Annotated in this window: 20 protein-coding genes and 1 tRNA gene; 3 read left to right on the top strand and 18 right to left on the bottom strand. The window is 63.2% G+C overall.

Features of this window, described 5'->3' with window-relative positions; all coding sequences use genetic code 11:
- The 15 genes from WJW29_RS10000 to murJ form a co-directional block, all read right to left on the bottom strand.
- On the bottom strand, positions 1 to 1,280 hold a 1,280-nt coding region (locus WJW29_RS10000), incomplete at its 3' end, for a DUF6531 domain-containing protein (RefSeq protein ID WP_222704503.1).
- A gap of 18 nt (positions 1,281 to 1,298) precedes the next feature.
- Complete coding sequence (locus tag WJW29_RS09995) at positions 1,299 to 1,427, bottom strand: hypothetical protein (RefSeq protein ID WP_011258410.1); 129 nt, start codon at positions 1,425 to 1,427, stop codon at positions 1,299 to 1,301.
- Positions 1,424 to 3,043 (bottom strand): hypothetical protein, encoded by a 1,620-nt coding sequence (locus WJW29_RS09990; RefSeq protein ID WP_041182048.1) that lies wholly within the window; start codon positions 3,041 to 3,043, stop codon positions 1,424 to 1,426. Before WJW29_RS09990 ends, WJW29_RS09995 begins: the two co-directional genes overlap by 4 nt.
- 23 nt (positions 3,044 to 3,066) lie before the next feature.
- Complete coding sequence (gene tssI / locus WJW29_RS09985) at positions 3,067 to 5,313, bottom strand: type VI secretion system tip protein TssI/VgrG (protein WP_012444470.1); 2,247 nt, start codon at positions 5,311 to 5,313, stop codon at positions 3,067 to 3,069.
- Positions 5,314 to 5,537: 224 nt separating this feature from the next.
- Positions 5,538 to 7,418: a tetratricopeptide repeat protein gene (locus WJW29_RS09980; protein WP_162013044.1), complete on the bottom strand. Its 1,881-nt coding sequence runs from the start codon at positions 7,416 to 7,418 to the stop codon at positions 5,538 to 5,540.
- A 166-nt stretch (positions 7,419 to 7,584) separates the two neighbouring features.
- On the bottom strand, positions 7,585 to 7,920 hold the full coding sequence (gene cyoD, locus WJW29_RS09975; RefSeq protein WP_010365831.1) for a cytochrome o ubiquinol oxidase subunit IV: 336 nt from the start codon (positions 7,918 to 7,920) through the stop codon (positions 7,585 to 7,587).
- A complete protein-coding gene (gene cyoC / locus WJW29_RS09970) occupies positions 7,920 to 8,552 on the bottom strand; it encodes a cytochrome o ubiquinol oxidase subunit III (protein WP_011258404.1) in 633 nt (210 codons plus the stop codon). Before cyoC ends, cyoD begins: the two co-directional genes overlap by 1 nt.
- Positions 8,549 to 10,549, bottom strand: coding sequence for a cytochrome o ubiquinol oxidase subunit I (gene cyoB / locus WJW29_RS09965; protein ID WP_011408097.1), 2,001 nt, complete (start codon positions 10,547 to 10,549; stop codon positions 8,549 to 8,551). Before cyoB ends, cyoC begins: the two co-directional genes overlap by 4 nt.
- Positions 10,549 to 11,484 (bottom strand): ubiquinol oxidase subunit II, encoded by a 936-nt coding sequence (gene cyoA / locus WJW29_RS09960; protein WP_011258402.1) that lies wholly within the window; start codon positions 11,482 to 11,484, stop codon positions 10,549 to 10,551. The genes cyoB and cyoA overlap by 1 nt, the downstream gene beginning before the upstream one ends.
- Positions 11,485 to 11,845: 361 nt before the next feature.
- A tRNA-Thr gene (locus WJW29_RS09955) sits at positions 11,846 to 11,921 on the bottom strand.
- A 76-nt stretch (positions 11,922 to 11,997) separates the two neighbouring features.
- Complete coding sequence (gene ispH / locus WJW29_RS09950; RefSeq protein ID WP_011258401.1) at positions 11,998 to 12,948, bottom strand: 4-hydroxy-3-methylbut-2-enyl diphosphate reductase; 951 nt, start codon at positions 12,946 to 12,948, stop codon at positions 11,998 to 12,000.
- Between the two features lie 88 nt (positions 12,949 to 13,036).
- The gene (lspA, locus tag WJW29_RS09945) at positions 13,037 to 13,537 is read right to left on the bottom strand and encodes a signal peptidase II (protein ID WP_011408096.1); all 501 of its coding nucleotides are present in this window, start codon (positions 13,535 to 13,537) and stop codon (positions 13,037 to 13,039) included.
- Between the two features lie 314 nt (positions 13,538 to 13,851).
- Entirely contained in the window at positions 13,852 to 16,683 is a 2,832-nt protein-coding gene (gene ileS, locus WJW29_RS09940) for an isoleucine--tRNA ligase (RefSeq protein WP_011258399.1), read from the bottom strand.
- Positions 16,684 to 16,689: 6 nt separating this feature from the next.
- Positions 16,690 to 17,706 (bottom strand): bifunctional riboflavin kinase/FAD synthetase, encoded by a 1,017-nt coding sequence (locus WJW29_RS09935; protein ID WP_011408095.1) that lies wholly within the window; start codon positions 17,704 to 17,706, stop codon positions 16,690 to 16,692.
- A 198-nt stretch (positions 17,707 to 17,904) separates the two neighbouring features.
- Positions 17,905 to 19,509: a murein biosynthesis integral membrane protein MurJ gene (murJ, locus tag WJW29_RS09930; RefSeq protein ID WP_011408094.1), complete on the bottom strand. Its 1,605-nt coding sequence runs from the start codon at positions 19,507 to 19,509 to the stop codon at positions 17,905 to 17,907.
- 116 nt (positions 19,510 to 19,625) lie between these two features.
- On the opposite strand from murJ, the gene rpsT reads away from it, so the two are divergent.
- Positions 19,626 to 19,895, top strand: a complete 270-nt coding sequence (gene rpsT / locus WJW29_RS09925; RefSeq protein WP_003484323.1) for a 30S ribosomal protein S20 — start codon at positions 19,626 to 19,628, stop codon at positions 19,893 to 19,895.
- Positions 19,896 to 19,986: 91 nt separating this feature from the next.
- Here the strand turns inward: rpsT and obgE are convergent, their stop codons facing one another.
- From obgE to rplU, 3 genes are all read right to left on the bottom strand, one after another.
- The gene (gene obgE / locus WJW29_RS09920; RefSeq protein WP_011258396.1) at positions 19,987 to 21,039 is read right to left on the bottom strand and encodes a GTPase ObgE; all 1,053 of its coding nucleotides are present in this window, start codon (positions 21,037 to 21,039) and stop codon (positions 19,987 to 19,989) included.
- Positions 21,040 to 21,271: 232 nt separating this feature from the next.
- A complete protein-coding gene (gene rpmA, locus WJW29_RS09915; protein WP_011258395.1) occupies positions 21,272 to 21,532 on the bottom strand; it encodes a 50S ribosomal protein L27 in 261 nt (86 codons plus the stop codon).
- A 12-nt stretch (positions 21,533 to 21,544) separates the two neighbouring features.
- A complete protein-coding gene (gene rplU / locus WJW29_RS09910; protein WP_011258394.1) occupies positions 21,545 to 21,865 on the bottom strand; it encodes a 50S ribosomal protein L21 in 321 nt (106 codons plus the stop codon).
- Positions 21,866 to 22,157: 292 nt separating this feature from the next.
- Between rplU and uvrA the strand changes: the two genes are divergently transcribed.
- Positions 22,158 to 25,124 (top strand): excinuclease ABC subunit UvrA, encoded by a 2,967-nt coding sequence (uvrA, locus tag WJW29_RS09905; RefSeq protein ID WP_012444462.1) that lies wholly within the window; start codon positions 22,158 to 22,160, stop codon positions 25,122 to 25,124.
- A complete protein-coding gene (locus tag WJW29_RS09900) occupies positions 25,124 to 25,528 on the top strand; it encodes a thioesterase family protein (protein WP_011258393.1) in 405 nt (134 codons plus the stop codon). Before uvrA ends, WJW29_RS09900 begins: the two co-directional genes overlap by 1 nt.
- Positions 25,529 to 25,548 lie beyond the last annotated feature (20 nt).

The following is a 25,548-nucleotide window of genomic DNA, read 5'->3' as shown; positions in this document are numbered from 1 at the left end:
CGGTAGACGAACCTGCGCGGTGCGCCGAGCGCGTCCTCGGCAGCGACCAGGTCGCCATCCGTGTAGCGATAGGCCACCAGCGGATGCGTCAAGCCGGTCGCCGGATCGTGCAACTGCAATCGATCGATCCGTCCATGCCGCGCCTCCACCTCGATGAAGCGGCCTTGCACGCCGTCCGCGCCGCTCTCCACTATGCGCACCAGGTGGCCATCGCGGCGCTCGAAGCGCCAGTGATTGCCGCAGGCATCTTCGATCTGCGTCATCGGCAGGCTGCGCGCATGCGGCAACACCGCAACGCCCGCCGCCGGCAGATCGACGAAGCGGTAGCGCGTGTCGTCCTTGGTGCGGACCAATAAATCCGCTCCTTCCCGCGACAGCCGCGCGCCATCGACGAACTCGCGCACCTCGCTGGTCGTCGCGTCCGGCAACTGCGGAAACACCGCCGCGCCGCGGCCATCATGGAACAGCACCACGCCGTCGGCCTCGATCTCCAGGCGGATGTCGCCGGGCGTCTGCCAACCGTGACCGCAGACGCCCGCCTGCTCGGTCTGCGCCGAGCTGTAACGGCGCGTCCAGGTCAACGGCAGGCGGCCGGGAATGGCGAAGTCTTCGTGCAGCACCGACACGCTACCGTCGCGGATATCCACCGGCTCGGCGCGCAGCACCTTGCACTTGAGGAACCCCGAATCCATGTGCTTGAACACCCGCTGCCGCAGGCCCTTGAACGCCTGCGCCGCGCGCGCGCCCAGCTTGGAGCGACGCAGCGCTCCCAGGCCGGCGAAGGCCGCGTGGAAGAGCATCGCCATCAGTGAGATCGTCAGCGGGCCACCCACCTTGACGTTGGTGGGAATCGCGACGTTGATGCCGGTCGGCAGCCACAGCGACCGGAACGGCTTCTTGAGCTTCTTGATGCGGAACGGCGGAATCAGGCCGGCCAGATTGCAATCCAGCACCGGCGCAGCAAGCCGCGAAAACGGGTCGCCATCGGCGGTGACGGTCTTGCTGCCCATGAAGATCTCTTCGCCGTCGAACTGCGGCCCCATCGGCATGCTCAGCTGCGGCGTCCACATGCCCAGCGGAATATGGATATCCAGCCCGCCGGTGCCCGCAGTGGCGCGTTTGACCCCGTTGACGGTGACCGTGGCGCCGAGGAACGGCAGATAGTCGAACGGATCCAGTACCAGGCCGATATGCGGCGTCGGCAGCGGAAATGGCGGCATCGCATACATGTGGATGTCGATGCCCAACTGCGGATCGAAATGTTTGGCGGCGGTGCTCATCCGAAGCGCTCCTGCGTCCTACAGTGCACGCGCAAGTGCGCGCAGGAAGGCACGCACCTCGTCGCGGTATTCCATGCCCAGCCACACCACCACGGCCATGCCGATCAGGATGAAGACGGCCAGCACGGCCAAGTGGCGCGAATTCATGCGGTGGCCTCGGTGCGTCCGGCCAGGCCCACCGATGGTGCGGCGCCGGGAGATTGGGTCAGTGCGGCGGGATCCGGAAGCGGTTGGGTCGCCGGCGGTTGGGTCCAGGCGGGAATCTCGTTGTCCAGCGGATGGCGAATATCCGGCAGGCCATTCCAGGTGGAATGCAGGAATTCACGGCCGACCGCGACCACCTTGCGGAAGAATTCGTCGCCCCCCTGGATCAAACGCTCGCGTTCCTGGGCTGCTCGATGAAACGCGTGTTCCAGTCCAGCATGCAGGGTGGATTCGATCTGGTCCAGGTGCGCCGACGAAGGCTGCGCGCCCAGTCGTGCAGCCTGCTGTTCGGCCTGCGCGTGCAGCGTGCTCACCGACTGCAGATAGGTCGCCGCACACTGCTCGATCCTGTGTGCGCGCCGCTTGTCTTGCAGTACAAGCAGGTCCTGCAGGGTTTGCGGCAAGGTGGTGGAGCGGCGATCCTCGCTTCGCAGCGGTTTGGCAGCGCGCACGGCCTCCAGCCCGTAGTTGCGCGCCGCCTCGCGCTGGCCGTCCTGCGCCAGACAGAACGCGGCCATGCGATAGGCCTCGATCACGAACATCGGGTTGGGAATCTCGGCAGCGGTCTGCGCGGCAGACAGATACCCCTGAACCGCACGGTCGGGCTGCCCTGCGGCAAACCACGTCCCCGCCTCGCCGAACCAGCCTTGCATCAACAGATCGCGCGCGGCCGGATGCCCGCCGGTCAGGGCCTGTGTTGCGTGATCGCGCGCCTGACGATAACTGCTGATGGCAGCAGGATAGTGCTTCTCCTTCAACCAGCCGCCAGCGAGCATCATGCTCAACACCACCTGCTGATCGCTCCAGCCATGCCGCTGTGCCAATGCCATCGGGCGCTCGATGCGTTGGGCAAGCTGGGCAGCGCTGCCGCGCTCAAGCACCAGCATGAGGTCACTCAACAACTGGCGATACGCCACCGCTGGCCCCGCACCGCCCGACTGCGCTGCAATTTCGCGCCCGATATCGAACATGTCCACCTGCGGCGCAATACGGTGCGCGCGCGCGGCGTGCCGATCCAGTAATGGCTGCCAGCGCGGATCTTCATAGGTGTCCACCAGAACCAGCCGCAGCGCGGGTGATGTCGACGCTGCCATCGCGGCATCGACCCAGGCAATGAACGCTTCTGGCGACGTCACCCGCTCAGGTTCAAGGACCACTGCCAGGTAGCGCAGGTACGCCGCATGATGCGTGGCAAACGATTCGAACACCGCCTGCACGCCCGCCGCGGTGTCGGCGTGCGACGGGCCGGGCACACGCCAGCCAAGATCGACACCTTGCTCGCGCAGCTCGCTCTGGCTGCCGAGGTAGCTGGCCGACAGTGCCAGCTTCAGCGCACGGCTGTAGCCGAAACTGGTGTCGAACGAAGTATCGAGGCGCAGGAAATAGTCGGGCACGTTCCAATCGCCCGGATGCTTCTGTGCCTCGAAAAACGCTGCCAGCAGACGCAAGGCGTTGGCCGGCACACGCCAGACAAACAACCGCAGCGCAGGGTCGTCGCTGGCCTGCATCCACTCATCGCGCAACAGCGCAATGCGTTGTTCAACCGGATTCTTGCTCACGGTGTGGCATGCCCTCCCAGGCGTCAGCAATTGAGCTTGATTTCCGCCCCGTTGACGGACACGCCCGAGCCGTCGATCACGATGGTGGAGCCACCGGCGGAAATGCTGATCTTGTCGCCCAGGATTTCGATCGCGGCACCGCCCACGGTCGCGACCAGCTTGCTGCCCGAGGCGAGTGTCATGTCTCCGTTGGAAAACAGCGTATGGGTGCCGGATATCGCTTGTTCCATGCTGCCGTCAACGCTGACGGTGCGCGCACCGACATTGGCATCCTCCACAGCCCCCTGAACACTTCGCTTGTCCAGGCCGGTGATGGTTACCTCCCGTCCGGCGCTCAGCTGTTCGGTGGTCTTGCCGATCACCTGCCGCAACGAGGTCTGGGTGACGGTTTCCTTCCAGGTGCCGTTGCGCTGGCTGACGAAGTTGCCGTTCAAGGTGGTGGCGAAATCACCGGTGACCGTTTCTCTGTACCCGGCCGCGGCAATGGTCTTCGTCTGGCCAGCCTGAAAGGTCTCGGTCACCGCACCAGTCACGCTGGTGGTACGCGTGCCGGTAACACCCAGCGTGTCGGTACCGGTGACGGTGATGCCGCGGTTTGCACCCACTGCGATGGTCTGGTTCGCGCCCACCGTCATTGCGTGATTGACCGCCACGCTGGTGGACTTGTTGTTCTGGATCGACGCGTTCTGGTCGTTGAGAACCGTGGTCACCATGTCGCGCTGCGCGCGCATGTTGAAGAGTTCTCCACCGGCACTATCGTGCATGGAGAGCTCGTTATAGCCGCCACCCTTGACCGTCTTGGATTTGAGCCCGCTGACTTCCATGCCGAACGGCGGCATATTGTCTTCGTTGTAGACACGCCCGGTGATGATGGGTCGATCGGGATCGCCATCGAGGAAGTCCACCACCACTTCCTGCCCGACACGCGGTGGCGAAACGCCCCCCATATCCGCACCGGCCCAGGGGCTGGCACTGCGGATCCAGCACGAACTGTTCTCGCGAAACTCACCATGACGATCCCAGTGAAACTGTACCTTGACTCGACCGTAGCGGTCGGCGTGCAACTCCTCGCCGGGCGGTCCGACGACAGTTGCCGTCTGCGGTCCGGGCATCCGTTGCACTGGCGTCACCCGCAACGGACGATACGGAATCTTCCGGCGCAACACGGTTGCAGTGCATTGATAGCTGGGCGATTGCGCATCGCGCATGTCGCTGGAGAAGTTGTTGCGCCCCTCCCGTTGCAGCTTCACCACGAAGAACTGCCTGTCTTGTTCGGATCGTCCGATGAAATCAGGATGCCGCTCCAGTTGGAAACATCCCGCGCAGACCAGTCGGCTGCTATTGCCTTCCCCCTCGAACAACTTGGTTGGCCACGCGGCTTCTTCGCCACGCAAGCCGGCCAGCGCATCGCCCACGCGACTGTCTGCAAATCGCGCAGCGCCGTCGTAGTGATAACGCTCCAGCTGCGGAAGTGCACCAACCGGAACTTCACGGCCATTGCTGGCTGCCAGTGCAGTCCGCGGCTGCTTGAAGTCGAAACTCTTGAGGGCATGCGCCGTGGGTCCCACCCGACGTCTGGCGGCCCAGCGATGCACGCCAGGCCGCTGTAGCGTGCCCTGGTCTGACACGAACTCGATACTGGCGGGCTCGCCGAACTGCTCCGAACTGGTCGAGTCGTCGGACAAGACCATGGTGTGCGCATCATCGGAGTGACGAAACGCGTAGTAAATGCCCGCATCCTCCAGCAAGCGCGAGACAAACTGGAAATCCGACTCGTTGTACTGCACGCAATAGCTCAACTTCGGATATCGTGCCGCGTCGAGATCGTGCGCATAGTCTGCAAGTTGCGGATAGCCATCGAACACCCGCTCGATGATATCGAGCACATTCAGATCCTGGAAAATCCTGCAATTGCTGGTGTATTGGAGAAACGCGAACCAGGGCGCGAGCTCGCAGCGATAGGCACTCAGCTCGCCCTGCTTACCGACCTGGGCAAACTCACGTACGTAGCCGTGCACGACGCGCCCGTCAAACTCGTCGCCCAGGCTCAATCGCAGCGGCTGACCGATGAGTTGCTTCAGCTGCAATCCGGCCTGTGCGGAAAGCAGTTCGATGTCAAAGGTATACGGTGCAGAAACTTCTTCCACGCCGGTAAAGTGCTTGACGACAAACGTTTCTTCTTCGAGCACGGTCTTGACGCGGATCAGGCGGCGATCCTGTGCCAGTCGCATCAGCGTTTCAAAACCGGTCGGTATCATTTCTGCATGCACGGCATCTCTCCGATTCCCTTGCATCGCCGAGACACCTGAGCGTCGGCGCGTTCCATAGCAGTCACAGGCTCATGTCCCATGGTCGGCCCTCACCGACCGGCACACTTTGCCTGATTGGAAACGCGACCGCCACCTCCCTATTCAGGAAGTGGCGGTGTGACCATCCCTCAAGCGACCCCACCGCACGCGATGGGGTCGTTCAGCACGCTTGAACAAGCCGCCGCTCAGCGCGCCTTGTACAACTCGCCCAGGCGATCCGGCTTGCCGGCGATGCGTTCCAGATGCGGATACAACAAACCGCCGTGGTAGTCGATGCGGACGGTTTCGTAGCGGTCGCCGCGCTTGACCAGCAGTTCGATCGGCGCGGCGGTGCCCTTGGCCGCCTTGATCGCATCCTTGATGACGTCTGCGCTGAAGGCACGGCCGTTGACCGCAACGATGCTATTGCCATTGATGATGCCGGCATTGAACGCCGGGCTGTCCCACAACACCTCACTCACCTCGCCCGAGCCTTCCAGCGACAGGCCCAGCGAATAGGTCAGGCTGACGTCGTTCTTGTTGCTCTCGTAAGTCTTGATGGCCAGGTTCGGCTCGTCGTTGTAGACCAGCTTCCAGCCGTTGGCTTCGATACCGCCATTCAAGGAACCGTGCCCGTCCATGCGCTCGCGCAACAGGCTGGCCCAGTCGTATGCAGCCACGCCGTTGAGCGTGCTGACGATGTCATCGAAGGTGTAAGGATTGACATCCCAATCGCCATTCTTCATGCCAAAGAACGCCTTGGCGAAATCGTCGATGGAGCGCTTGTTGTTGGTGAGCGCGCGCAGCTTGCTATCCACTTCCAGCCACATCATCTGGGCGCCGGAGTAGTAGTCCTCGCTCATCTGATAGCTGCGGTACGGCTTCGAACGCCGCATCGACATGGTCGGGTCGTTGGTGGTGTCCTGCAACGTGCGCCAAGTCATGCCGGGGCGACCACGCTCGTAGGTCGCCGCGACGCCAGCCAGCATGTCGCGCGCCTGGTCCTGCGTCCACAGGCCCGAACGGGCAGCCAGCACTTCGCCCCAGAACTGGGTCTGGCCCTCATACAGCCACAGCAGGCTGTCGCCCATCGGCACGTTGAAGTTCGGCGTGGACAGGTCGGCGCCACGGCGGTACTTGCCGTTCCAGGAGTGATTGAACTCATGCGCCAGCAGGTCGCGCATGGTCCAGCTCTTGTCCCACTCGGTGAAGTAGTTCGGCGGGCCGCTGTTTTCGCTGGAACGGTGATGCTCCAGGCCGATGCCGCCCAGCTTCTTGGTCAGCGCCAGCAGGAATTCGTAATGGTCGAAGTGGCGCGCACCGTACAGCTTGTCCATCTGCTGCACCAGCGCGGCATGGGCCTTGATCTGCTCCGGCTTGGCCTCCAGCGATTTGGCTTCATCGGCGAACACATTGAGATAGACCGGCTGCTTGCCGGTGCTCAGTTCCACGCGCTTGTAGTACTTGCCGGCGAACATCGGCGAATCGACCAGGTCGTCGAAATCGATCGGCTTGAAGCTCACCGTGTCGCCGACGCGGCGATCGGTTTCCAGCGCGGTGGCATAGCTCCAACCAGCAGGCAGGGTGACGCTGGCCTGCACCTTGATGTTGCGCACGACATAGCCGGCAGGGTACAGCGCGGTGGTGTTCCACTGCAGGTTGAGCATTTCCGGGGTCATCATCACCCGGCCCTGGTTGCCGGCCTGCGGCGAGAGGAACTTGAACTCGGCCGTCAGCTCGGTGGCGCCCTGCGGCACGTCCACCTTGAACGCATAGACGTCGAATTGGTCGCGCTTCCAGGGCACGACCTTGCCATCGACCTTGATCACCAGACCGGCGAGCTTGTCGATCGGCCCGGTCGGCGAGTGATCGCCGGGAATCCACTGCGGGTACAGCAGCGTCATCGGGCCTGGCTTGGCCGGCATGGTGATGTTGACCTTGAAGATGCGGTGGGCCAGGTCGGTGGCATCCACATCGATCTTCAGGGTGCCGTCGAACGGCACGTCCTGCGGCGGTGCGGTTTGCGCAGCCGCAGGCAGCGACAAGGCCGCCAACAACGACACGGACAACAGGGTGGGCATTTTCATCGCAACTCCGCAGGTGACCTGAAACAGGCAAGCCCACGATGCTAAGCGCCCGCCTATGCTTCCCCGTATGCCATTGGTCATGTTGCGGGCGATTGACACGTAAAAAGGTCGCCAATCACTTGGCGACATCTTCTTCAACATTGCTGCGATCCGGCGTTGCGCCGTCTCAATGCATCATGTTGACGTTCATGTTGTGTAGCACCCACAGCGAACCGACGATCACGATGCCGATGATCAGCAGCGAGAACAGGCCCACCTGCACGTTGGAGCGCTGCTCCGGCGTGCGGTCCATATGCAGGAAGTACACCATGTGCACCAGCATCTGCACCGCGGCCATGACCGAGATCACGACGACGGTGACGCCCTTGGAGAACGCGCCGCTCATCACCATCGCAAACGGGATGACGGTGAGGATCACGGCCATCACAAAGCCGATCAGGTAGGACTTCAAGCCACCGGCATGCGCGTCGGCGGCAGTTTCGGTGTGGTGATGATTGGCCATTACAGCGCTCCCAGCAGATAGACGACGGTGAACACACCGATCCAGATGATGTCCAGGAAGTGCCAGAACAGGCTCAGGCAGGCCAGACGCGTGCTGTTGCGCGCGGTCAGACCGTTCTTGGAGATCTGAATCACCAGCACCGCCATCCACAACAGGCCGGAGGCCACGTGCAGACCATGCGTGCCCACCAGGGTGAAGAACGCCGACAGGAACGCGCTGCGACCCGGTCCGGCGCCTTCATGGATCAGGTGGTTGAACTCCCAGATTTCCATGCACAGGAAGCCGATACCCAGCAGCGCGGTGACCGCCATCCAGCCGTACAGCCCACCCATCTTGCGCTTGTGCGCGGCAATCATCGCGAAGCCGAAGCTCAAGCTGCTGAACAACAGCAGGAAGGTTTCCACCAGCACGAACTTCAGGTCGAACAGCTCCTTGGCGGTCGGCCCGTCCACCGTGGCGCCGGACAGCACCGCATAGGTGGCGAACAGACCGGCAAACAGCAGGCAGTCGCTCATCAGATAGACCCAGAACCCGAAGACGGTATTGCCGCCGCCGTCGTGATGTTCGTGGTCGTGATCATGGCCGCCCGCATGGGCGGCGTGGTCAAGCGTGGTCGAAGAAGCCATGGTCATACCACCTTCGCGGCCTGCGCCGCCTGTTGCTGTTCGAGCAGGGCGAAGCGTGCGTTTTCGATGCGCTCCACTTCGTCGGCCGGCACCCAGTAATCGATGTCGTCATCGAACGTACGCGCAATGAAGCTGCCGATCATGCCCACCAGGCCGATGATGGCCAGCCACCAGATGTGCCAGATCAGACCGAAGCCCATCAGCACGCTGAAGGCACCGATGTAGACGCCTGCAGCGGTGTTGCGCGGCATGTGGATGGCTTCGTACTTCGAAGGACGCACCCAGCCCTTGCCGTTCTGCTTGTCGGCCCAGAACTGGTCGCGGTCGTCGATGTGCGGCAGCACGGCGAAGTTGTAGAACGGAGGCGGCGACGAAGTCGCCCATTCCAGCGTACGGCCATCCCACGGGTCGCCGGTGTAGTCCATGTGGTCCTTGCGCTTCCACACGCTGTAAGCGATCTGCAGCAGGTTCAGGAAGATACCCATGCCGATGATCGCAGCACCCACCGCAGCCACATACAGCCACGGCGCCCACTCGGGATGGTTGTAGGTGTTCATGCGGCGGGTCATGCCCATGAAGCCGAGCACGTACAGCGGCATGAAGGCCACAAAGAAACCGATGATCCAGCACCAGAACGAGGCCTTGCCCAGCTTTTCGTTGAGCTTGAAACCGAAGGCCTTCGGAAACCAGTAGGTCAGACCGGCCAAGTAACCGAACACCACGCCACCGATGATCACATTATGGAAGTGCGCGATCAGGAACAGGCTGTTGTGCAGCACGAAGTCCACGGCCGGAATCGCCAGCATCACGCCGGTCATGCCGCCGATGCTGAAGGTGATGATGAAGCCGATCGTCCACAGCACCGGCGCGGTCACGTGCACACGGCCGCGGAACATGGTGAACAGCCAGTTGAAGATCTTCACGCCGGTCGGAATCGAGATGATCATCGTCGTGATACCGAAGAAGGCATTGACATTGGCACCCGAGCCCATGGTGAAGAAGTGGTGCAACCACACCACGAACGACAGCACGCCGATGCACGAGGTGGCGTAGACCATCGAGGTGTAGCCGAACAGACGCTTGCGGCTGTAGGTGGCAATCAACTCGGAGAAGATGCCGAACGCCGGCAGGATCAGGATGTAGACCTCCGGGTGACCCCAGATCCAGATCAGGTTGACGTACATCATGGCGTTGCCGCCACCGCCGTTGGTGAAGAAGTGCGTGCCCAGGTAACGGTCGGCACCCAGCAGCGCCAGCGCCACGGTCAGGATCGGGAACGCGGCGATGATCAGGATGTTGGTGATCAGCGCAGTCCAGGTGAAGACCGGCATGCGCATCAGGGTCATGCCCGGCGCGCGCATCCGCAGGATCGTCACGAAGAAGTTGACGCCGGTCAGCAAGGTGCCCAATCCGGAGATCTGCAACGCCCAGATGTAGTAATCGACGCCGACCCCCGGACTGTATTCCAGCCCCGACAAGGGCGGATACGCCAGCCAACCGGTCTGCGCGAACTCGCCGACACCCAGCGAGATGTTGATCAACGCCGCACCGGCCACGAACAGCCAGAAACTCAGCGAGTTCAGAAACGGGAACGCCACGTCGCGTGCGCCGATCTGCAGCGGCACGATCAGGTTCAACAGGCCGGTCATGAACGGCATGGCCATGAAGAAGATCATGATCACGCCATGCGCGGTAAAGATCTGGTCGTAGTGATGCGGAGGAAACACACCTTCGCCACCGTTGCCGACCAGCGCCTGCTGGGTGCGCATCATCGCCGCATCGGCGAAGCCGCGCAGCAGCATGACCAGCGCCACGATGATGTACATCACGCCGATGCGCTTGTGATCGACCGAGGTGAACCACTCTTTCCACAGATAGCCCCACAGCTTGTACTTGGTGATGGCGGCCGCGATGAGCAGGCCGAGCAGCCCGCCACCACCCAGAGCGACCATGATGATCGGCTCGTGGTATGGAACTGCATCAATGGTAAGTTTGCCTAGCATCACTTGTCTCCAGAAGTGCACATGGCGACCGGCTCCATAGCCGATGCCTGATGGTCGCCGTGGCCTTTACTGTGGCCGGGACCATTCATGTATTTGTCGACCAGCGAGCGGAACATGCCGTCCTGCACCGACGAGTAGTAGGTGACCGGATACTGTTCCTTGTCGTTGCGATTGGCAGCCAGCACCTGGTACTCGGCAGCATTCAACGCGGTCGGCGACGCCTTGACCTTGGCCACCCACGCATCGAAGCCAGCCTGATCGGTGACATGCGCCTTGAAGCTCATCTTCGAAAAGCCGTGGCCGCTGTAGTTGGTCGACAGGCCGAAGTACTCGCCCGGCTCGTTGGCCACCAGATGCAGCTTGGTTTCCATGCCCGCCATCGCGTAGATCATGGTGCCCAGGTGCGGAATGAAGAACGAGTTCATCACCGTGTCGGAGGTGATCTTGAAGTTCAGCGGCGTGTGCACCGGGAACGCAATCTCATTGACGGTGGCGATGTTCTGATCGGGGTAGATGAACATCCACTTCCAGTCCAGCGACACCGCTTCGATCGTGATCGGCTTGACGTCCGAATCCAGCGGCCGGTACGGGTCCAGCGCGTGCGACGAGCGCCAGGTCAGCACCGCCAGCACCAGGATGATCACGCACGGGATCGACCACACCACCACTTCGATGGCGGTGGAGTGCGACCAATCCGGCTCGTAACGCGCCTTTGTGTTGGATGCGCGATATTTCCACGCGAACGCAATCGTCATCACGATCACCGGGATGACCACGATCAGCATCAGCACCACCGAGGTGATCAGCAGTTGCTTTTCGTCGTGGCCGATCTGGCCTTTCGGATTGAGGATGGCCGAGTTGCAACCTGCCAGCAGCAGGAAGGGCAACATCAGGCCTGGACGAAGTAAACGCCCGAGCTGTTTCAGCGGAATCATCGGTCGATCCAAGTGCGAAGGAACGCCAGCCTCGTTCGTCGTATCCGTCCTGGGATGTTCCCGACGCAGCTGCCTTCCTGGAGGAGATGAACTGCGCAGACCGAAGACACGGGTTAGCGCTCTGATTTTAGTCTTTGCTGCACCTGCACGAAACCCATTGGCAATGATCTGACGCAATAAATGCGCGCCAATTTGTGCGACATGTTGTCGCAGCGCAGCACGGTGCAAAAATTGCGCCGCTGTGGTCGCCGAATGTGGCGAGTCCGCACGCATGCAACGGATGCGATGCCTGCGTGAAATGCGGCGTTTCAGCTCCTCAAAACGCAACCGGGCCGGCCAGAGGCCGACCCGGCTTTTCGCGTGGTGCCGGAAATAGGAATCGAACCTACGACCTACGCATTACGAATGCGCCGCTCTACCAACTGAGCTATTCCGGCGAGCCGTGAATTGTAGGAGCGCAGCCGCCCCGGGTCAATCGCGGCAAGCGCCGCGGCCGGACTAGGGGGCGCCGCGTCAGCCGACCAGACGCAACCGCAGTTCCTTGGGCAGCGCGAATACCATCGATTCCGGCTCACCTTCCAGCTCGGAGACGCCGCTGGCGCCCAGCTCGCGCAAACGCGCCAGCACGCCATCGACCAGCACCTGCGGCGCAGAGGCACCTGCAGTCAGGCCGATATGCTGCTTGCCGACGATCCAGGCCGGGTCGATCTCGCTGGCGTTGTCGATCAGGTAGGACTCCACCCCATCGCGCCGGGCCAGCTCGCTCAGCCGGTTGGAATTAGAGCTATTCGGCGAACCGACCACCAGCACCAGATCGCACTGGCGGGCCAGATCGCGTACCGCGTCCTGGCGGTTCTGGGTGGCGTAGCAGATGTCGTCGTGACGCGGCCCCTGCATGGCCGGGTAGCGCGCACGCAGGGCTTCAATGATGCCCATGGTGTCGTCCACCGACAGCGTGGTCTGGGTGGTGTAAGCGAGATTCTCGGGCTGGCGGACATCGAGCGTGGCGACCTGCTCGATGTCTTCGACCAGGTAGATCGTGCCCGGGCCGCGTTCGCGGCTCCACTGCCCCATCGTGCCTTCCACTTCCGGGTGCCCGGCATGGCCGATCAGCACCACGTCGCGGCCGGCCCGGCAATGCCGCGCCACTTCGAAATGCACCTTGGTCACCAACGGGCAGGTGGCGTCGAACACCTTCAGCCCACGCCGCTCGGCTTCCTGGCGCACGGCCTGCGGGACGCCGTGCGCGCTGAAGATCACCGTGGCATCGTCGGGCACTTCGTCGAGTTCTTCGACGAAGATCGCACCACGCTGTTTGAGGTCGTCGACAACGAAGCGGTTGTGCACGACTTCGTGCCGCACATAGATCGGCGCGCCCAGCGTTTCGATCGCACGCTTGACGATCTCGATCGCACGGTCGACACCGGCACAAAAACCACGGGGATTGGCGAGCAGGACGTACATAGCGGGCATTCTACGGGAATGGAGCAGAGGGGGGGGGGGCTGACCGGGCGCACGCACCTGCAGGCAGGCTTCAGCGCAGATTCCCGGTTCACGACGCCTGCTTGCCGGCTTTGTCGAACAACCCAAACACCGCGATGCCGATGGCGCCACCCACGATCGCCGAATCGGCGATGTTGAAGGACGGCCAGGTATGGCTGCCGATGTACCACTGGATGAAATCCACCACGTGGCCGTGCATGAGCCGGTCGATCACGTTGCCGATCGCCCCGCCGATCACCAGCGCATACGGCAGCGCGCTGCGCCAGTGCCCGCGCGCGGTGCGCGAGAGCCAGAACGCCAGCAGGCCGCTGATGCCCATCGCCAACGCAGTGAAGAACCACAGCTGCCAGCCGCCGGCATCGCTCAAAAAGCTGAAGGCCGCGCCGGTGTTGTAAGTGCGGTACCAGTTCCAGAAACCGTCGATCACCGGCACCGACGTGTACTCGGGCAGGCTGGACAGCACCCAAGCCTTGCTCCACTGGTCCAGGCCAATCACTAGCGCGGAGAGCAGCAGCCAGATCAGTGCGGAGGGATTAGGTCGTTGACTCATGTCGAAAGATCGCAGTGGGTGGCCGCTGCTCCGATACCGGAGAAGAAGCCTGGATGGAGGTTGTGACCGGAATGGCGGAACGACGACGAACGCTGTCGCGCAAAGGGGCGAGGATGGCACGGACGGTCCAACGAACAGTCCTACCCTGCCCTACGACGTGCCCAAGCTTCAGAAAAGCCAGGCGCATGCGCAAGAGCTGCGGCGCCCGCTTCGCAGCAGCCCGGACTCCCAGGCAGATAAACGAGGACTGCGCTGCGCGAGACGATGACGGTGCGTGGCGAAATCGCTGCCACGCACTGCCGTGGGAACCAGCCTCAGAACCAGCGACGCTCCTCGCCGGGGCCTTCGATATTGCTGACGCAGCGGCTGCAGAGCTCCGGATGACGCGGGTCGCTGCCCACGCTGGACTGGTGGTGCCAGCAGCGCACGCACTTGGCCTTGGTGGTGGGCTGCGCGCTGACAAAAATGTCGTCGGTGCTGGCCGCGGTCACGGTGACATCGCCACTGATGAACAAGAAGCGCAGCTCCTCGGCCAGCGGCTGCCAGCGCGCGGCAGTCTGCACATCGGCGGCCACGGTGATCTCCGCTTCCAGCGCCGCACCGATCGCACCATTGGCACGCATCGGCTCCAGCACCTTGGACACCTGCTCACGCAAGGCCAGCAACTTGTCGAAATCGGCGCTGGTCAACGCGGCGTCGGCAGGCAACGGCGCAAGGCCGCCGTACCAGGTGGCGAACAGCACGTTGCCGACATGCTTGCCCGGCAGGTAGCCCCATAGTTCATCGGCGGTGAAGCTCATCACCGGCGCGATCCAGCGCACGAATGCCTCGGCAACGTGATACATCGCGCTCTGCGCCGAACGGCGGCCGCGTGCATCTTCGGCCATCGTGTAGAGGCGGTCCTTGGTGACGTCCAGGTACAACGAGCCCAGATCGACGCTGCAGAAGTTCAGCAGTGCCTGCACGATCTCGGCGAAGTCGTAGCGCGCGTAGGCGGCCACGATCTTTTCCTGCAGCTCGTGCGCGCGATGCACGATCCAGCGGTCCAGCAGCACCATGTCCTCCAGCGCCACCAGATGCTGCAGCGGATCGAAGCCATGCAGATTACCGAGCAGGAAGCGCGCGGTATTGCGCAGACGGCGATAGGCATCGGCGTTGCGCTTGAGGATCTCCTGCGACAGCGACATCTCGTTGCTGTAGTCGGCCGAGGCGATCCACAGGCGCAGGATGTCCGCACCCAGCGTCTTCATGATGTCCTGCGGCTCGATGCCGTTGCCCAGCGACTTGGACATCTTGCGGCCGTGCTCGTCCACGGTGAAGCCGTGGGTGAGGCACTGCTTGTATGGCGCCGCCTTGTCCATCGCCACGCCGCTCAGCAGCGAGGACTGGAACCAGCCGCGATGCTGGTCGGAACCTTCCAGATACAGGTCGGCCGGCTTGGGCAGGCCACGGTCCACCAGCACCGCTTCGTGCGTCACGCCCGAGTCGAACCACACATCCAGGATGTCGGTGATCTTGTCGTAATCGGCCGCTTCATCGCCCAGCAGTTCGGCCGCGTCCAGCGTGTACCAGACATCGACGCCGCCCAGCTCCACGCGGTCGGCCACCTGGCGCAACAACTCGGTGCTGCGCGGATGCGGTTCGCCAGTTTCGCGATGCACGAACAACGCGATCGGCACGCCCCAGGTGCGCTGCCGCGAGATGGTCCAGTCTGGGCGTCCGTCGACCATGCCGGCGATCCGCGCCTGGCCCCACGACGGATACCAATGCACGCTTTCGATGGCTTTCAGCGCATCGGCGCGCAGGTTGGCCTGCTCCATCGAGATGAACCACTGCGGCGTGGCGCGAAACGCGATCGGCGTCTTGTGCCGCCAGCAATGCGGATAGCTGTGTTCCATCTTGCTGGCCGCCAACAGTACGCCGGTGCCGTGCAGCGCTTCGATGATGACGTCGTTTGCCTTCCAGATATGCAGGCCGGCCAGCACGGTATCGCCCAACGGCGGCGTCGACGGCAGATACACGCCGCGCCCATCGACCGGATTGATCTGCGCCGCGCCGTAGCGCTCCAGCAACCCGTACTGCTTGGAGACCTGATAGTCCTCCTGGCCGTGACCCGGTGCGGTATGCACCGCGCCGGTACCGTCCTCGGCCGACACGTGATCGCCCAGCAGCAGCGGGATCTCGCGCTCGGCATAGAACGGGTGGTTCAGCAGCATCTGCTCCAGCGCGGTGCCCTTGGCGTGGCCGTGCACGACCACCTCGTCCACGCCGTAACGGGCCAGCGCCTTGGCAGCGAGCGCTTCGGCGATCACCAGCCAACGCGGCTGGCCGCGATCGGCCGGGCCTTCGACCAGCACATAGTCCAGCTCCGCGCCCAGGCTCACCGCCAGCGACGCCGGCAGCGTCCACGGCGTGGTGGTCCAGATCGGCACCGCCACGCCCACGCCACCCGGTAGCGTCGCGCCGAATGCGGCCGCGACTGCGCCCGGGTCGCGCGCCGGGTAAGCGATATCCACCGTCGGCGACACCTTGTCGGCATATTCGATCTCGGCCTCGGCCAATGCCGAACCGCAATCGAAGCACCAATGCACTGGCTTGACGCCACGGGTCAGATGGCCGTTATCGACCACCTTGGCCAGCGCGCGAATTTCGTTCGCTTCGAAGCGAAAATCCAGTGTCTTGTACGGGTTGTCCCAATCGCCGATCACGCCCAGGCGCTTGAAGTCGCGCCGCTGCAGATCGATCTGCTCGGTGGCGTATTCGCGGCATTTCTGCCGGAATTCGGCCGCGTCGAGCTTGACGCCAACCTTGCCGTATTTCTTTTCGATCGCGATTTCGATCGGCAGGCCATGACAATCCCAGCCCGGGATATACGGCGCATCGAAGCCGGCCAGACACTTCGACTTGACGATGATGTCCTTGAGGATCTTGTTGACCGCATGGCCCAGGTGGATCTGGCCATTGGCATACGGCGGGCCGTCGTGCAGCACGAACAGCGGGCGGCCGGCGGCATTGGCACGCAGTTGCGCGTAGAAGCCCTCGCGCTCCCAGCGCTCCAGCATCGCCGGCTCGCGCTTGGGCAGGTCGCCGCGCATCGGGAATTCCGTCGCAGGCAGATGAAGAGTGGCTTTGTAGTCTTGGGTCACAGGAATCTACCGTTGCGCTGGATTGCTTGAGAAGTCCGCACATGGGCGTGCGGGCTCTTGCGATGGACTCGCATTATCTTCGGGTTCTTGCGATGGACTTGCAGCAAGTACGGCACGCGCCTGTTCGGCATCGCGGTGCATCTGCACGGTCAGCGCCTCCAGGCCATCGAACTTTTCTTCGTCGCGTAGCTTGGCGACGAATTCAACGTCGATATGCCGGCCATACAGATCGCCCTGAAAATCGAACAGGTGCGCTTCCAGCAGCGGCTCCACACCGGCCACGGTCGGGCGCGTGCCAAAGCTCGACACCGACGGCCACGGCGTCTCGGCCACGCCATGCACCCAGGTCGCGTAGATCCCCGACAGCGCCGGCGTACGCGGAAAGCGCAGGTTGGCGGTGGGATAACCCAAGGTGCGACCGAGCTGCTTGCCGCGCACTACCCGCCCACCGATGGCGTACGGGCGACCCAGCAAGTCGCCGGCGTGGGCGAACTCGCCCGCAACCAACAGTTCGCGAATGCGCGTTGCCGAAATCCGCTCGCCATGCAGATGCACGGGCGCGATCTCGCCGGCCACAAAGCCATGCTGCTCGCCGAGCGTATGCAGCAAGCCGATATCGCCACCGCGCCGATGGCCGAAACGGAATTCCGGGCCAATCCAGACTTCGCGCGCACATAACCGGCCGACCAGCGCCAAGTGTACGAAATCTTCCGCGCTCATCTTGGACAGGCGACCGTCGAAACGGATCATGCCCACGCTGTCGGCACCGAACCCGTACAAGCCTTCGATCTTGGCGCGCGCCAGGGTAAGACGCGGCGGCGGCGCGGCGGGCGCAAAGAACTCGCGCGGCAGCGGCTCGAAGCTCACCGCCACTGCCGGCACACTGAGCGCACGCGCACGCGCCACGGCGTGTTGCACCAGCGTCCGATGCCCCAGGTGCAGGCCATCAAAGGCGCCGATGCAGACCACGCTTCCGCACGGGAACAGCGTCCCGCCCTCGACGTCTCTAAACAGCCTGCTCATTCCTCGATCCAAACAGATGCCGGCCAGCCGGCCGACCCTCACTGATGCGTAACCTGCAAGTATAGCCGTGCCTGTCAAGCCGCATGGAAGCGCACCTGGGCACTGCTGCGCCCAACTAACCACCCTGCGCTTGGCCAGGCGAAACGCTGCACAGCGCAGGCGGCCTGGCAGCGCGCCCAATCGTGTTCGACAACCGCCCTAGCCCTCGCGCAGATGCCGCGGCCGCAGCCCCAGTGCTAGCTGCGCGACCAGATAGGTCGCCCCGCCGCTGCCCACCAGCACCGCCAGCCAGCCGATGCGGCTCCACTTGTCCATCTGCGTGAACGACGGCAGCCACCACAGCAGGCTCAACAGCACCGCCACCATCGCCGCACATGCCAGCAGCAGACGCAGCGCATAGCCGCCCCAACCCGGCCGGCGCTGATACACGCCGGACTTGCCCAGCCAGTACCACAGCAATCCCAGATTGAGATAACTCGACAGTGCACTGGCGATACCCAGCGCCAGATGCAGGCCCGGCTGCTTGCCCAACGCGTACATCACACCCTGCGCCTTGAGCTCGGGCGGCACCATGATCTGGTAGAGCACCGCCAGCAACGCGAAGTTGAACACCATGTTGGCGACCAACGCCGCCACACCGGCACGCACCGGGGTGCGGGTGTCCTGGCGCGCGTAGAAGGCCGGCAGCAGCACCTTGAGCATGGCATAGGCCGGCAAGCCGAAGCTCAGGCCGTAGACCGACAGCGCCGTCATGCGGGCATCGAAGGCGGTGAACTTGTGATACTGGAACAACGTTGCCACCAGCGGCTCAGCCAGCAACAACAACCCGAGCATCGCCGGCACCGCGATCAACAAGGTCGTCCGGAAACCCCAGTCCAGCGCGCTGGAAAACGCTGCGCGATCGGTCTTGACGTGATGGCGCGCCAGCGTCGGCAGGATCACTGTGCCTAGCGCCACACCAAAAACCCCCAACGGCAATTCCAGGAAGCGGTCGGCCAGCGACAGCCACGACTGCGAGCCGTCGGTCAGCTTGGCGGCGATGACGGTGTCCAGCAGCAGGTTGATCTGCGCGATCGAGGAGCCGAACAAGGTTGGGATCATCAAGGTCAGCACCTTGCGCACGCCTGGATGACGCCAGCCCCAGCGCGGCAGGATCAACAGGTTGATGCCTTTCAGCGAAGGCAGCTGGAACAACAACTGCAGCATGCCCGCCGCCAACACCGCCCAGCCTAGCGCAAGGATCTGCCTTTCCGGCGTCCCGCCCAACCGCGGCGCCAGCCATACGGCGCCGGCGATCATGCACAGATTGAGGATCACCGGGGTCAGCGCCGGCATCGCGAACTTTTGAAAACTGTTCAGCGCTCCGCCCGCCAGCGCAGTCAGCGAAACGAACAACAGGAACGGGAAGGTCAGCCGGAACAGATCCACCAGCAGGCCGTGCTTGGCTGGATCGGTGCCCACGCCACTGGAAAACAGCGTGGCCAGCTGCGGCGCGAAGATCAGTGCCAGCGCAGTGACCAGCAGCAGCACGCCGCCAAGGGTGCCTGCCACACGCCCCATCAACTCGCGCAGCTCGGCGTGCGGGCGGGTTTCCTTGACCTCGGTGAACACCGGCACGAAGGCGGTGGCGAACGAGCCCTCGGCAAACAGCCGGCGCAAGAAATTGGGGACACGGAAGGCCACCCAGAACGCATCGGTCACCACATTGGTGCCGAAGGTAGTAGTGATGACCTGGTCGCGGACCAGTCCTAGCACCCGTGAAAACATGGTCATACTGCTAAATGAGAGCAGGCCTCTCAACATGCCGGGCTTACTCACGCTGCATCCCTCTTGACAACTGACTTGACGTACATATCTGGGCCCATCATACTTTCGCGCTTGCTTTTTCCACCATACCGATTTTTCAGGAACCCACCACCGTGGCCAATATCAAGTCCGCCAAGAAGCGCGCCAAGCAGACCATTGTGCGCAATGAGCGCAACACCGGTCAGCGTTCGATGCTGCGCACCGCCGTCAAGAAGGTGATCAAGGCCCTTGACGCCAACGATGCTGCAGGCGCCGAAGCTGCTTTCGCCGTTGCTCAACCCATCCTTGACCGTTTCAGCGCCCGTGGCCTGATTCACAAGAACAAGGCTGCGCGTCACAAGAGCCGGCTGACCGCTCGCATCAAGGCCATCAAGGCCGCGTAAGCGATCAGTTGGCGCATTGCCGGGAGCCTGGCTGCCGGCAATACAGAAAAACCCGGCCTCGGCCGGGTTTTTTTTGTGCCTGCGCCTGCGCTCAGCCCGCATTGCGCGCTTCAAGCTCGTCTTCGCGCTGGCGGTCGAAGAACGCCATGACGTCTTTCATGATCGGGAACGTACCATCGCGCCCAAGGGCAGATACCAGGTACCACGGCGCAGTCCAACCCAGCTCGGCGACGATGGTTTCGGCAGCGGCACGCGCCTCGTCTTCGAACATCAGGTCGGCCTTGTTGAGCACCAGCCAGCGCGGCTTCTTCAGCAGTTGGGGATCGTGGCGCTCCAGCTCGCGCTCGAGGGTGCGCACCTGGTCGGCCGGCGATACACCGTCCACGCCACCATCCATCGGGGCCATATCCACCAGATGCAGCAGCAAACGGGTGCGCTGCAGATGGCGCAGGAACTGCGTCCCCAGCCCAGCGCCGTCGGCAGCACCTTCGATCAGGCCCGGCACGTCGGCGATGACGAAGCTGCGGTATGCCTCGACACTGACCACGCCCAGATTGGGATACAGCGTGGTGAACGGGTAGTCGGCCACCTTCGGCGTTGCGGAGGACACCGCGCGGATCAGCGTGCTCTTGCCGGCGTTCGGGAAGCCCAGCAGACCCACATCCGCAAGCAGCCTGAGTTCCAGCTTCAGCAGCCGCTCCTCACCCTCTTCGCCGGTGGTGGATTGGCGCGGCGCACGGTTGACTGAGCTCTTGAAATGCATGTTGCCCAGGCCGCCCTTGCCGCCCTTGGCCACCAGCAAGCGGTCGCCGTGCCGGGTCAGGTCGCCGATGACTTCGTCGGTCTGCACATTGATCACCACGGTACCGACCGGCACCACGATGATGCGGTCTTCGCCGCCCTTGCCGTAGGCCTGACGGCCCATGCCGTTCTCGCCACGCTGCGCCTTGAAGGTGCGCTCATGGCGGAAATCGACCAGGGTGTTGACGTTCTCGTCGGCCACGATCCACACGCTGCCGCCACTACCGCCGTCGCCGCCATCGGGCCCGCCCAGCGGGATGAACTTCTCGCGGCGAAAGCCGACACAGCCATTGCCGCCATGACCTGCGGTGACCAGGATTTCTGCTTCGTCGACTAACTTCATGAGATTTGGAATTCGTCATTTAGGATTGGTAACACCACCGCAGGACGCCACTTGGCGGCCGCGGGAAAGCAGGAAGCAACGGCATCGGAACGTACAGGACTCCGCAGTTGCGAATCCCGAGTCCCAAATCCCCACTCCCGGCTCTCAAACAAAAAACCCCGCCGAAGCGGGGCTTTCCGTCTCGTTCGCAAAGCACTGCTGCCCTGCGAACTGGCCTGCATGGAGCGGGCGATTACGCCTCGGCAACCACGCTGACGGTACGACGCTTCTTCACACCCTTGACCGAGAATTCCACCTTGCCGTCCACCAGCGCGAACAGGGTGTGGTCACGGCCGAGGCCGACGCCAGCGCCAGGATGGAACTGGGTGCCGCGCTGACGCACGATGATGTTGCCGGCGTCGATGGCCTGGCCACCGAAGATCTTCACGCCGAGGTACTTCGGGTTCGAATCGCGACCGTTGCGCGAGGAACCTACGCCCTTTTTATGTGCCATGACTGATTCTCCTTACTTCTTGTCGCCACCGGCGATGCCGGTGATCTCGATTTCGGTGTAGTGCTGACGGTGCCCCTGACGCTTCATGTGGTGCTTGCGGCGACGGAACTTGATGATGCGCACCTTGTCGGCGCGGCCGTGGGCCACAACCTTGGCGGTGACCGAAGCGCCCTTCAGCGCATCGCCCAGCTTGATGCCATCGCTATCGCCCAGCATCAGGACGGTGTCGAACTTGATCTCGTTGCCAGCTTCGACTTCGAGCTTTTCCACGCGGAGCGTTTCGCCCTGCGCGACGCGGTATTGCTTACCGCCGGTTACCAGAACTGCGTACATGACCAGGTGTTCCTCTGTAGTTATTATGGTCGCACTGCCATGCCCTAGGGCAGACAGGAGCGGGATTATACTGGCCTAGCCGGTTTCGGGTCAAGTGGCAAGCACTCGTACCGCAATCACCTGACAGCAGGCCGGCAGAACGCATCATCCGCCCGCCACAACGGCCCCGGCAGACTGGCATTTGGGGCAATTGCCCTCACCTGGGTCGGCGGGTAGGCTGATCGACTGCCACTCATTCCTGCTGAGCAGGCTCGCACCACTGCCGGTTCGCCGGCCCGACATCGGATCCCCCATGGCGATGGATTTCATCCGCATCCGCGGCGCGCGGACGCACAACCTCAAAAACATCGACCTCGACCTGCCCCGCGACAAATTGATCGTGATCACCGGGATGTCCGGCTCGGGCAAGTCGTCGTTGGCGTTCGACACCATCTATGCAGAAGGCCAGCGCCGCTACGTCGAGTCGCTGTCGGCGTATGCACGCCAGTTCCTGAGCGTGATGGAAAAGCCGGACCTGGATCATATCGAAGGCCTGTCCCCGGCCATCTCGATCGAACAGAAATCCACCTCGCACAACCCGCGTTCCACCGTGGGCACGATTACCGAAATCTACGACTACCTGCGCCTGCTCTACGCGCGCGTGGGCCAGCCGCGCTGCCCGGACCATGGCTTCCCGCTGGAAGCGCAGACCGTCAGCCAGATGGTTGACCACATGCTCACCCAGGATCAGGAGCAGCGTTACATGCTGCTGGCCCCGGTGATCCGCGACCGCAAGGGCGAGCATGCGCAAGTGTTCGAACAACTGCGCGCGCAGGGCTTCGTGCGCGTGCGCGTGGACGGCGAGCTGTACGAAATCGATGCGGTGCCGCCGTTGGCGCTGCGCCAGAAACACACCATCGAGGCGGTGATCGACCGCTTCCGTCCGCGCGAAGACATCAAGCAGCGCCTGGCGGAAAGTTTCGAAACCGCGCTCAAGCTGGGCGAAGGCATGGTGGCGGTGCAATCGTTGGACGACCCGGCGGCCGCACCGCACCTGTTTTCGTCCAAGTACAGCTGCCCGGTCTGCGATTACTCGCTGCCGGAGTTGGAACCGCGACTGTTTTCGTTCAACGCACCCGTGGGCGCCTGCCCGAGTTGCGATGGCTTGGGCGTGACCGAGTTCTTCGACCCGGATCGTGTGGTGGTGCATCCCGAGCTGTCGCTTTCCGCTGGCGCGGTGCGCGGCTGGGATCGACGCAATGCCTATTATTTCCAGCTGATTGCCTCGCTGGCCAAGCACTACAAGTTCGATGTGGATGCGGTGTGGAACACACTGCCGGCCAAGGTGCGCCAGGCGGTGCTGTTCGGCAGCGGCGATGAGGTGATCAGCTTCACCTACTTCACCGACGCGGGCGGGCGCACCACACGCAAGCACCGCTTCGAAGGCATCCTGCCGAATCTGGAACGTCGCTACCGCGAGACCGAATCGCCGGCGGTGCGCGAAGAGCTGACCAAGTACGTCAGCCAGCAGCCCTGCCCGGACTGCAACGGCACGCGCTTGAATCGCGCTGCGCGCAATGTGTTCGTGGCCGATCGCCCGCTGCCGGAACTGGTGGTACTGCCGGTCAACGAGGCGTTGAGCTTTTTCCGTGGCTTGTCGCTGCCGGGTTGGCGCGGCGAGATTGCGGCCAAGATCGTCAAGGAGATCGGCGAGCGGCTGAGCTTCCTGGTCGATGTGGGCCTGGACTACCTCACCCTGGAGCGCAAGGCCGACACCTTGTCCGGCGGCGAGGCGCAACGCATTCGCTTGGCCAGCCAGATCGGCGCCGGCCTGGTCGGGGTGATGTATGTGCTGGACGAGCCGTCGATCGGCCTGCATCAGCGCGACAACGAACGCCTGCTCGGCACGCTGACGCGGCTGCGCGACCTGGGTAACACCGTGATCGTGGTCGAGCATGACGAAGACGCGATCCGCCTGGCCGACCATGTGCTGGATATCGGTCCCGGTGCCGGCGTGCATGGCGGCGAAATCTGCGCGCAAGGCACGCTGCAGGACATTCTGAAATCGCCGCGCTCACTGACCGGCCAATATCTGTCGGGCAAGCGCCGCATCGAGATTCCCAAGCAGCGCCACAAGCCCAACCCGAAGATGATGCTGCATCTGCGCGGAGCAACCGGCAACAACCTCAAGAACGTCGACCTGGACATTCCGGCCGGGCTGCTGACCTGCATCACCGGCGTGTCCGGTTCGGGCAAATCGACGCTGATCAACGATACCTTGTTCACGCTGGCGGCCAACGAGATCAACGGCGCGTCGCACACCGTGGCACCGCATCGCGAAGTCGAAAATCTGGACCTGTTCGACAAGGTCGTGGATATCGACCAGTCACCAATAGGGCGCACGCCGCGCTCCAACCCGGCGACCTACACCGGCTTGTTCACGCCGTTGCGCGAGCTGTTTGCGCAGGTACCAGAGTCGCGTGCACGCGGTTATTCGCCAGGCCGTTTCAGCTTCAACGTGCGTGGCGGCCGCTGCGAGGCCTGCCAGGGCGACGGCATGATCAAGGTGGAGATGCACTTCCTGCCCGACGTCTACGTGCCTTGCGATGTCTGCCATGGCAAGCGCTATAACCGCGAAACGCTGGAAATCCGCTACAAGGGTTTCAACATCAGCGACGTGCTGCAGATGACCGTGGAAGATGCGCTGCGCCTGTTCGAGCCGGTGCCGTCGATCGCGCGCAAGCTGGAAACGCTGGTCGATGTGGGACTGAGCTACATCAAGCTGGGCCAGAGCGCGACCACGCTGTCCGGCGGTGAAGCGCAGCGCGTCAAGCTGTCCAGGGAACTGTCGCGTCGCGATACCGGGCGCACCTTGTACATCCTGGACGAGCCGACCACCGGCCTGCACTTCCACGATATCGAAGCCTTGCTCGGCGTGTTGCACAAGCTGCGCGACGAAGGCAACACGGTGGTGGTGATCGAACACAATCTGGACGTGATCAAGACCGCCGACTGGATCGTGGATCTGGGCCCGGAGGGCGGCCATCGCGGCGGCACCATCCTGGTCTCCGGTACGCCGGAAGATGTGGCTGCACACAAGGCGTCCTACACCGGGCAGTTCCTGGCCAAGATGTTGCCGTCGGTAAAAGCGCGCCAGACGCGTCCGGCGGCAATGGCCAACAAGCCCGATGCGCGCCCGCCGCGCAGGGTCAAACCGGAGAAGGTGGCCAAGGTCGCCAAATCCGCCACCAAGAAGACTGCAAAGAAGAAGGCAAGCTGATGAGCGAACACAAGGTTCTGGCACGTATCACGATCAGCGTGCGCTGGCGCGATATGGACAGCATGGGCCACGTCAACAACGCCAAGTACATTTCCTATCTGGAAGAAGCACGCGTGCGCTGGATGCTGGGCGTGCAAGGCGTGGCGATGACCGACCGCATCGCGCCGGTGGTGGCCGCCACCAACGTCAACTACAAGCAGCCGTTGATCTGGCCCAACGACATCACCGTCGAGTTGTTCGTCGAACGCCTGGGCACCAGCAGTGTGACCATCGGCCATCGCATCTTCGACCAGAAGGACGACAGCAAGCTGTACTCCGATGGCAACGTGGTGGTGGTGTGGATCGATACGCAGACCGGCAAGACCGCGGCGCTGCCGGACGCGGTACGCGCGGCCAGCAGCTGAATTTCAGCGAGCCGGTCACC

The organism is Xanthomonas sp. JL1, from assembly GCF_038405005.1.
This window is presented reverse-complemented; position numbering and strand designations above follow the sequence as displayed.

Coding starts and splice junctions, on each gene's coding strand:
- WJW29_RS09995 (WP_011258410.1), bottom strand. CDS start 1,427: ATGAATTCGCGCCACTTGGCCGTGCTGGCCGTCTTCATCCTGATCGGC.
- WJW29_RS09980 (WP_162013044.1), bottom strand. CDS start 7,418: ATGAAAATGCCCACCCTGTTGTCCGTGTCGTTGTTGGCGGCCTTGTCG.
- cyoD (WP_010365831.1), bottom strand. CDS start 7,920: ATGGCCAATCATCACCACACCGAAACTGCCGCCGACGCGCATGCCGGT.
- cyoC (WP_011258404.1), bottom strand. CDS start 8,552: ATGACCATGGCTTCTTCGACCACGCTTGACCACGCCGCCCATGCGGGC.
- cyoB (WP_011408097.1), bottom strand. CDS start 10,549: ATGCTAGGCAAACTTACCATTGATGCAGTTCCATACCACGAGCCGATC.
- cyoA (WP_011258402.1), bottom strand. CDS start 11,484: ATGATTCCGCTGAAACAGCTCGGGCGTTTACTTCGTCCAGGCCTGATG.
- ispH (WP_011258401.1), bottom strand. CDS start 12,948: ATGTACGTCCTGCTCGCCAATCCCCGTGGTTTTTGTGCCGGTGTCGAC.
- lspA (WP_011408096.1), bottom strand. CDS start 13,537: ATGAGTCAACGACCTAATCCCTCCGCACTGATCTGGCTGCTGCTCTCC.
- WJW29_RS09935 (WP_011408095.1), bottom strand. CDS start 17,706: ATGAGCAGGCTGTTTAGAGACGTCGAGGGCGGGACGCTGTTCCCGTGC.
- murJ (WP_011408094.1), bottom strand. CDS start 19,509: ATGTTGAGAGGCCTGCTCTCATTTAGCAGTATGACCATGTTTTCACGG.
- obgE (WP_011258396.1), bottom strand. CDS start 21,039: ATGAAGTTAGTCGACGAAGCAGAAATCCTGGTCACCGCAGGTCATGGC.
- rpmA (WP_011258395.1), bottom strand. CDS start 21,532: ATGGCACATAAAAAGGGCGTAGGTTCCTCGCGCAACGGTCGCGATTCG.
- rplU (WP_011258394.1), bottom strand. CDS start 21,865: ATGTACGCAGTTCTGGTAACCGGCGGTAAGCAATACCGCGTCGCGCAG.
- uvrA (WP_012444462.1), top strand. CDS start 22,158: ATGGCGATGGATTTCATCCGCATCCGCGGCGCGCGGACGCACAACCTC.
- WJW29_RS09900 (WP_011258393.1), top strand. CDS start 25,124: ATGAGCGAACACAAGGTTCTGGCACGTATCACGATCAGCGTGCGCTGG.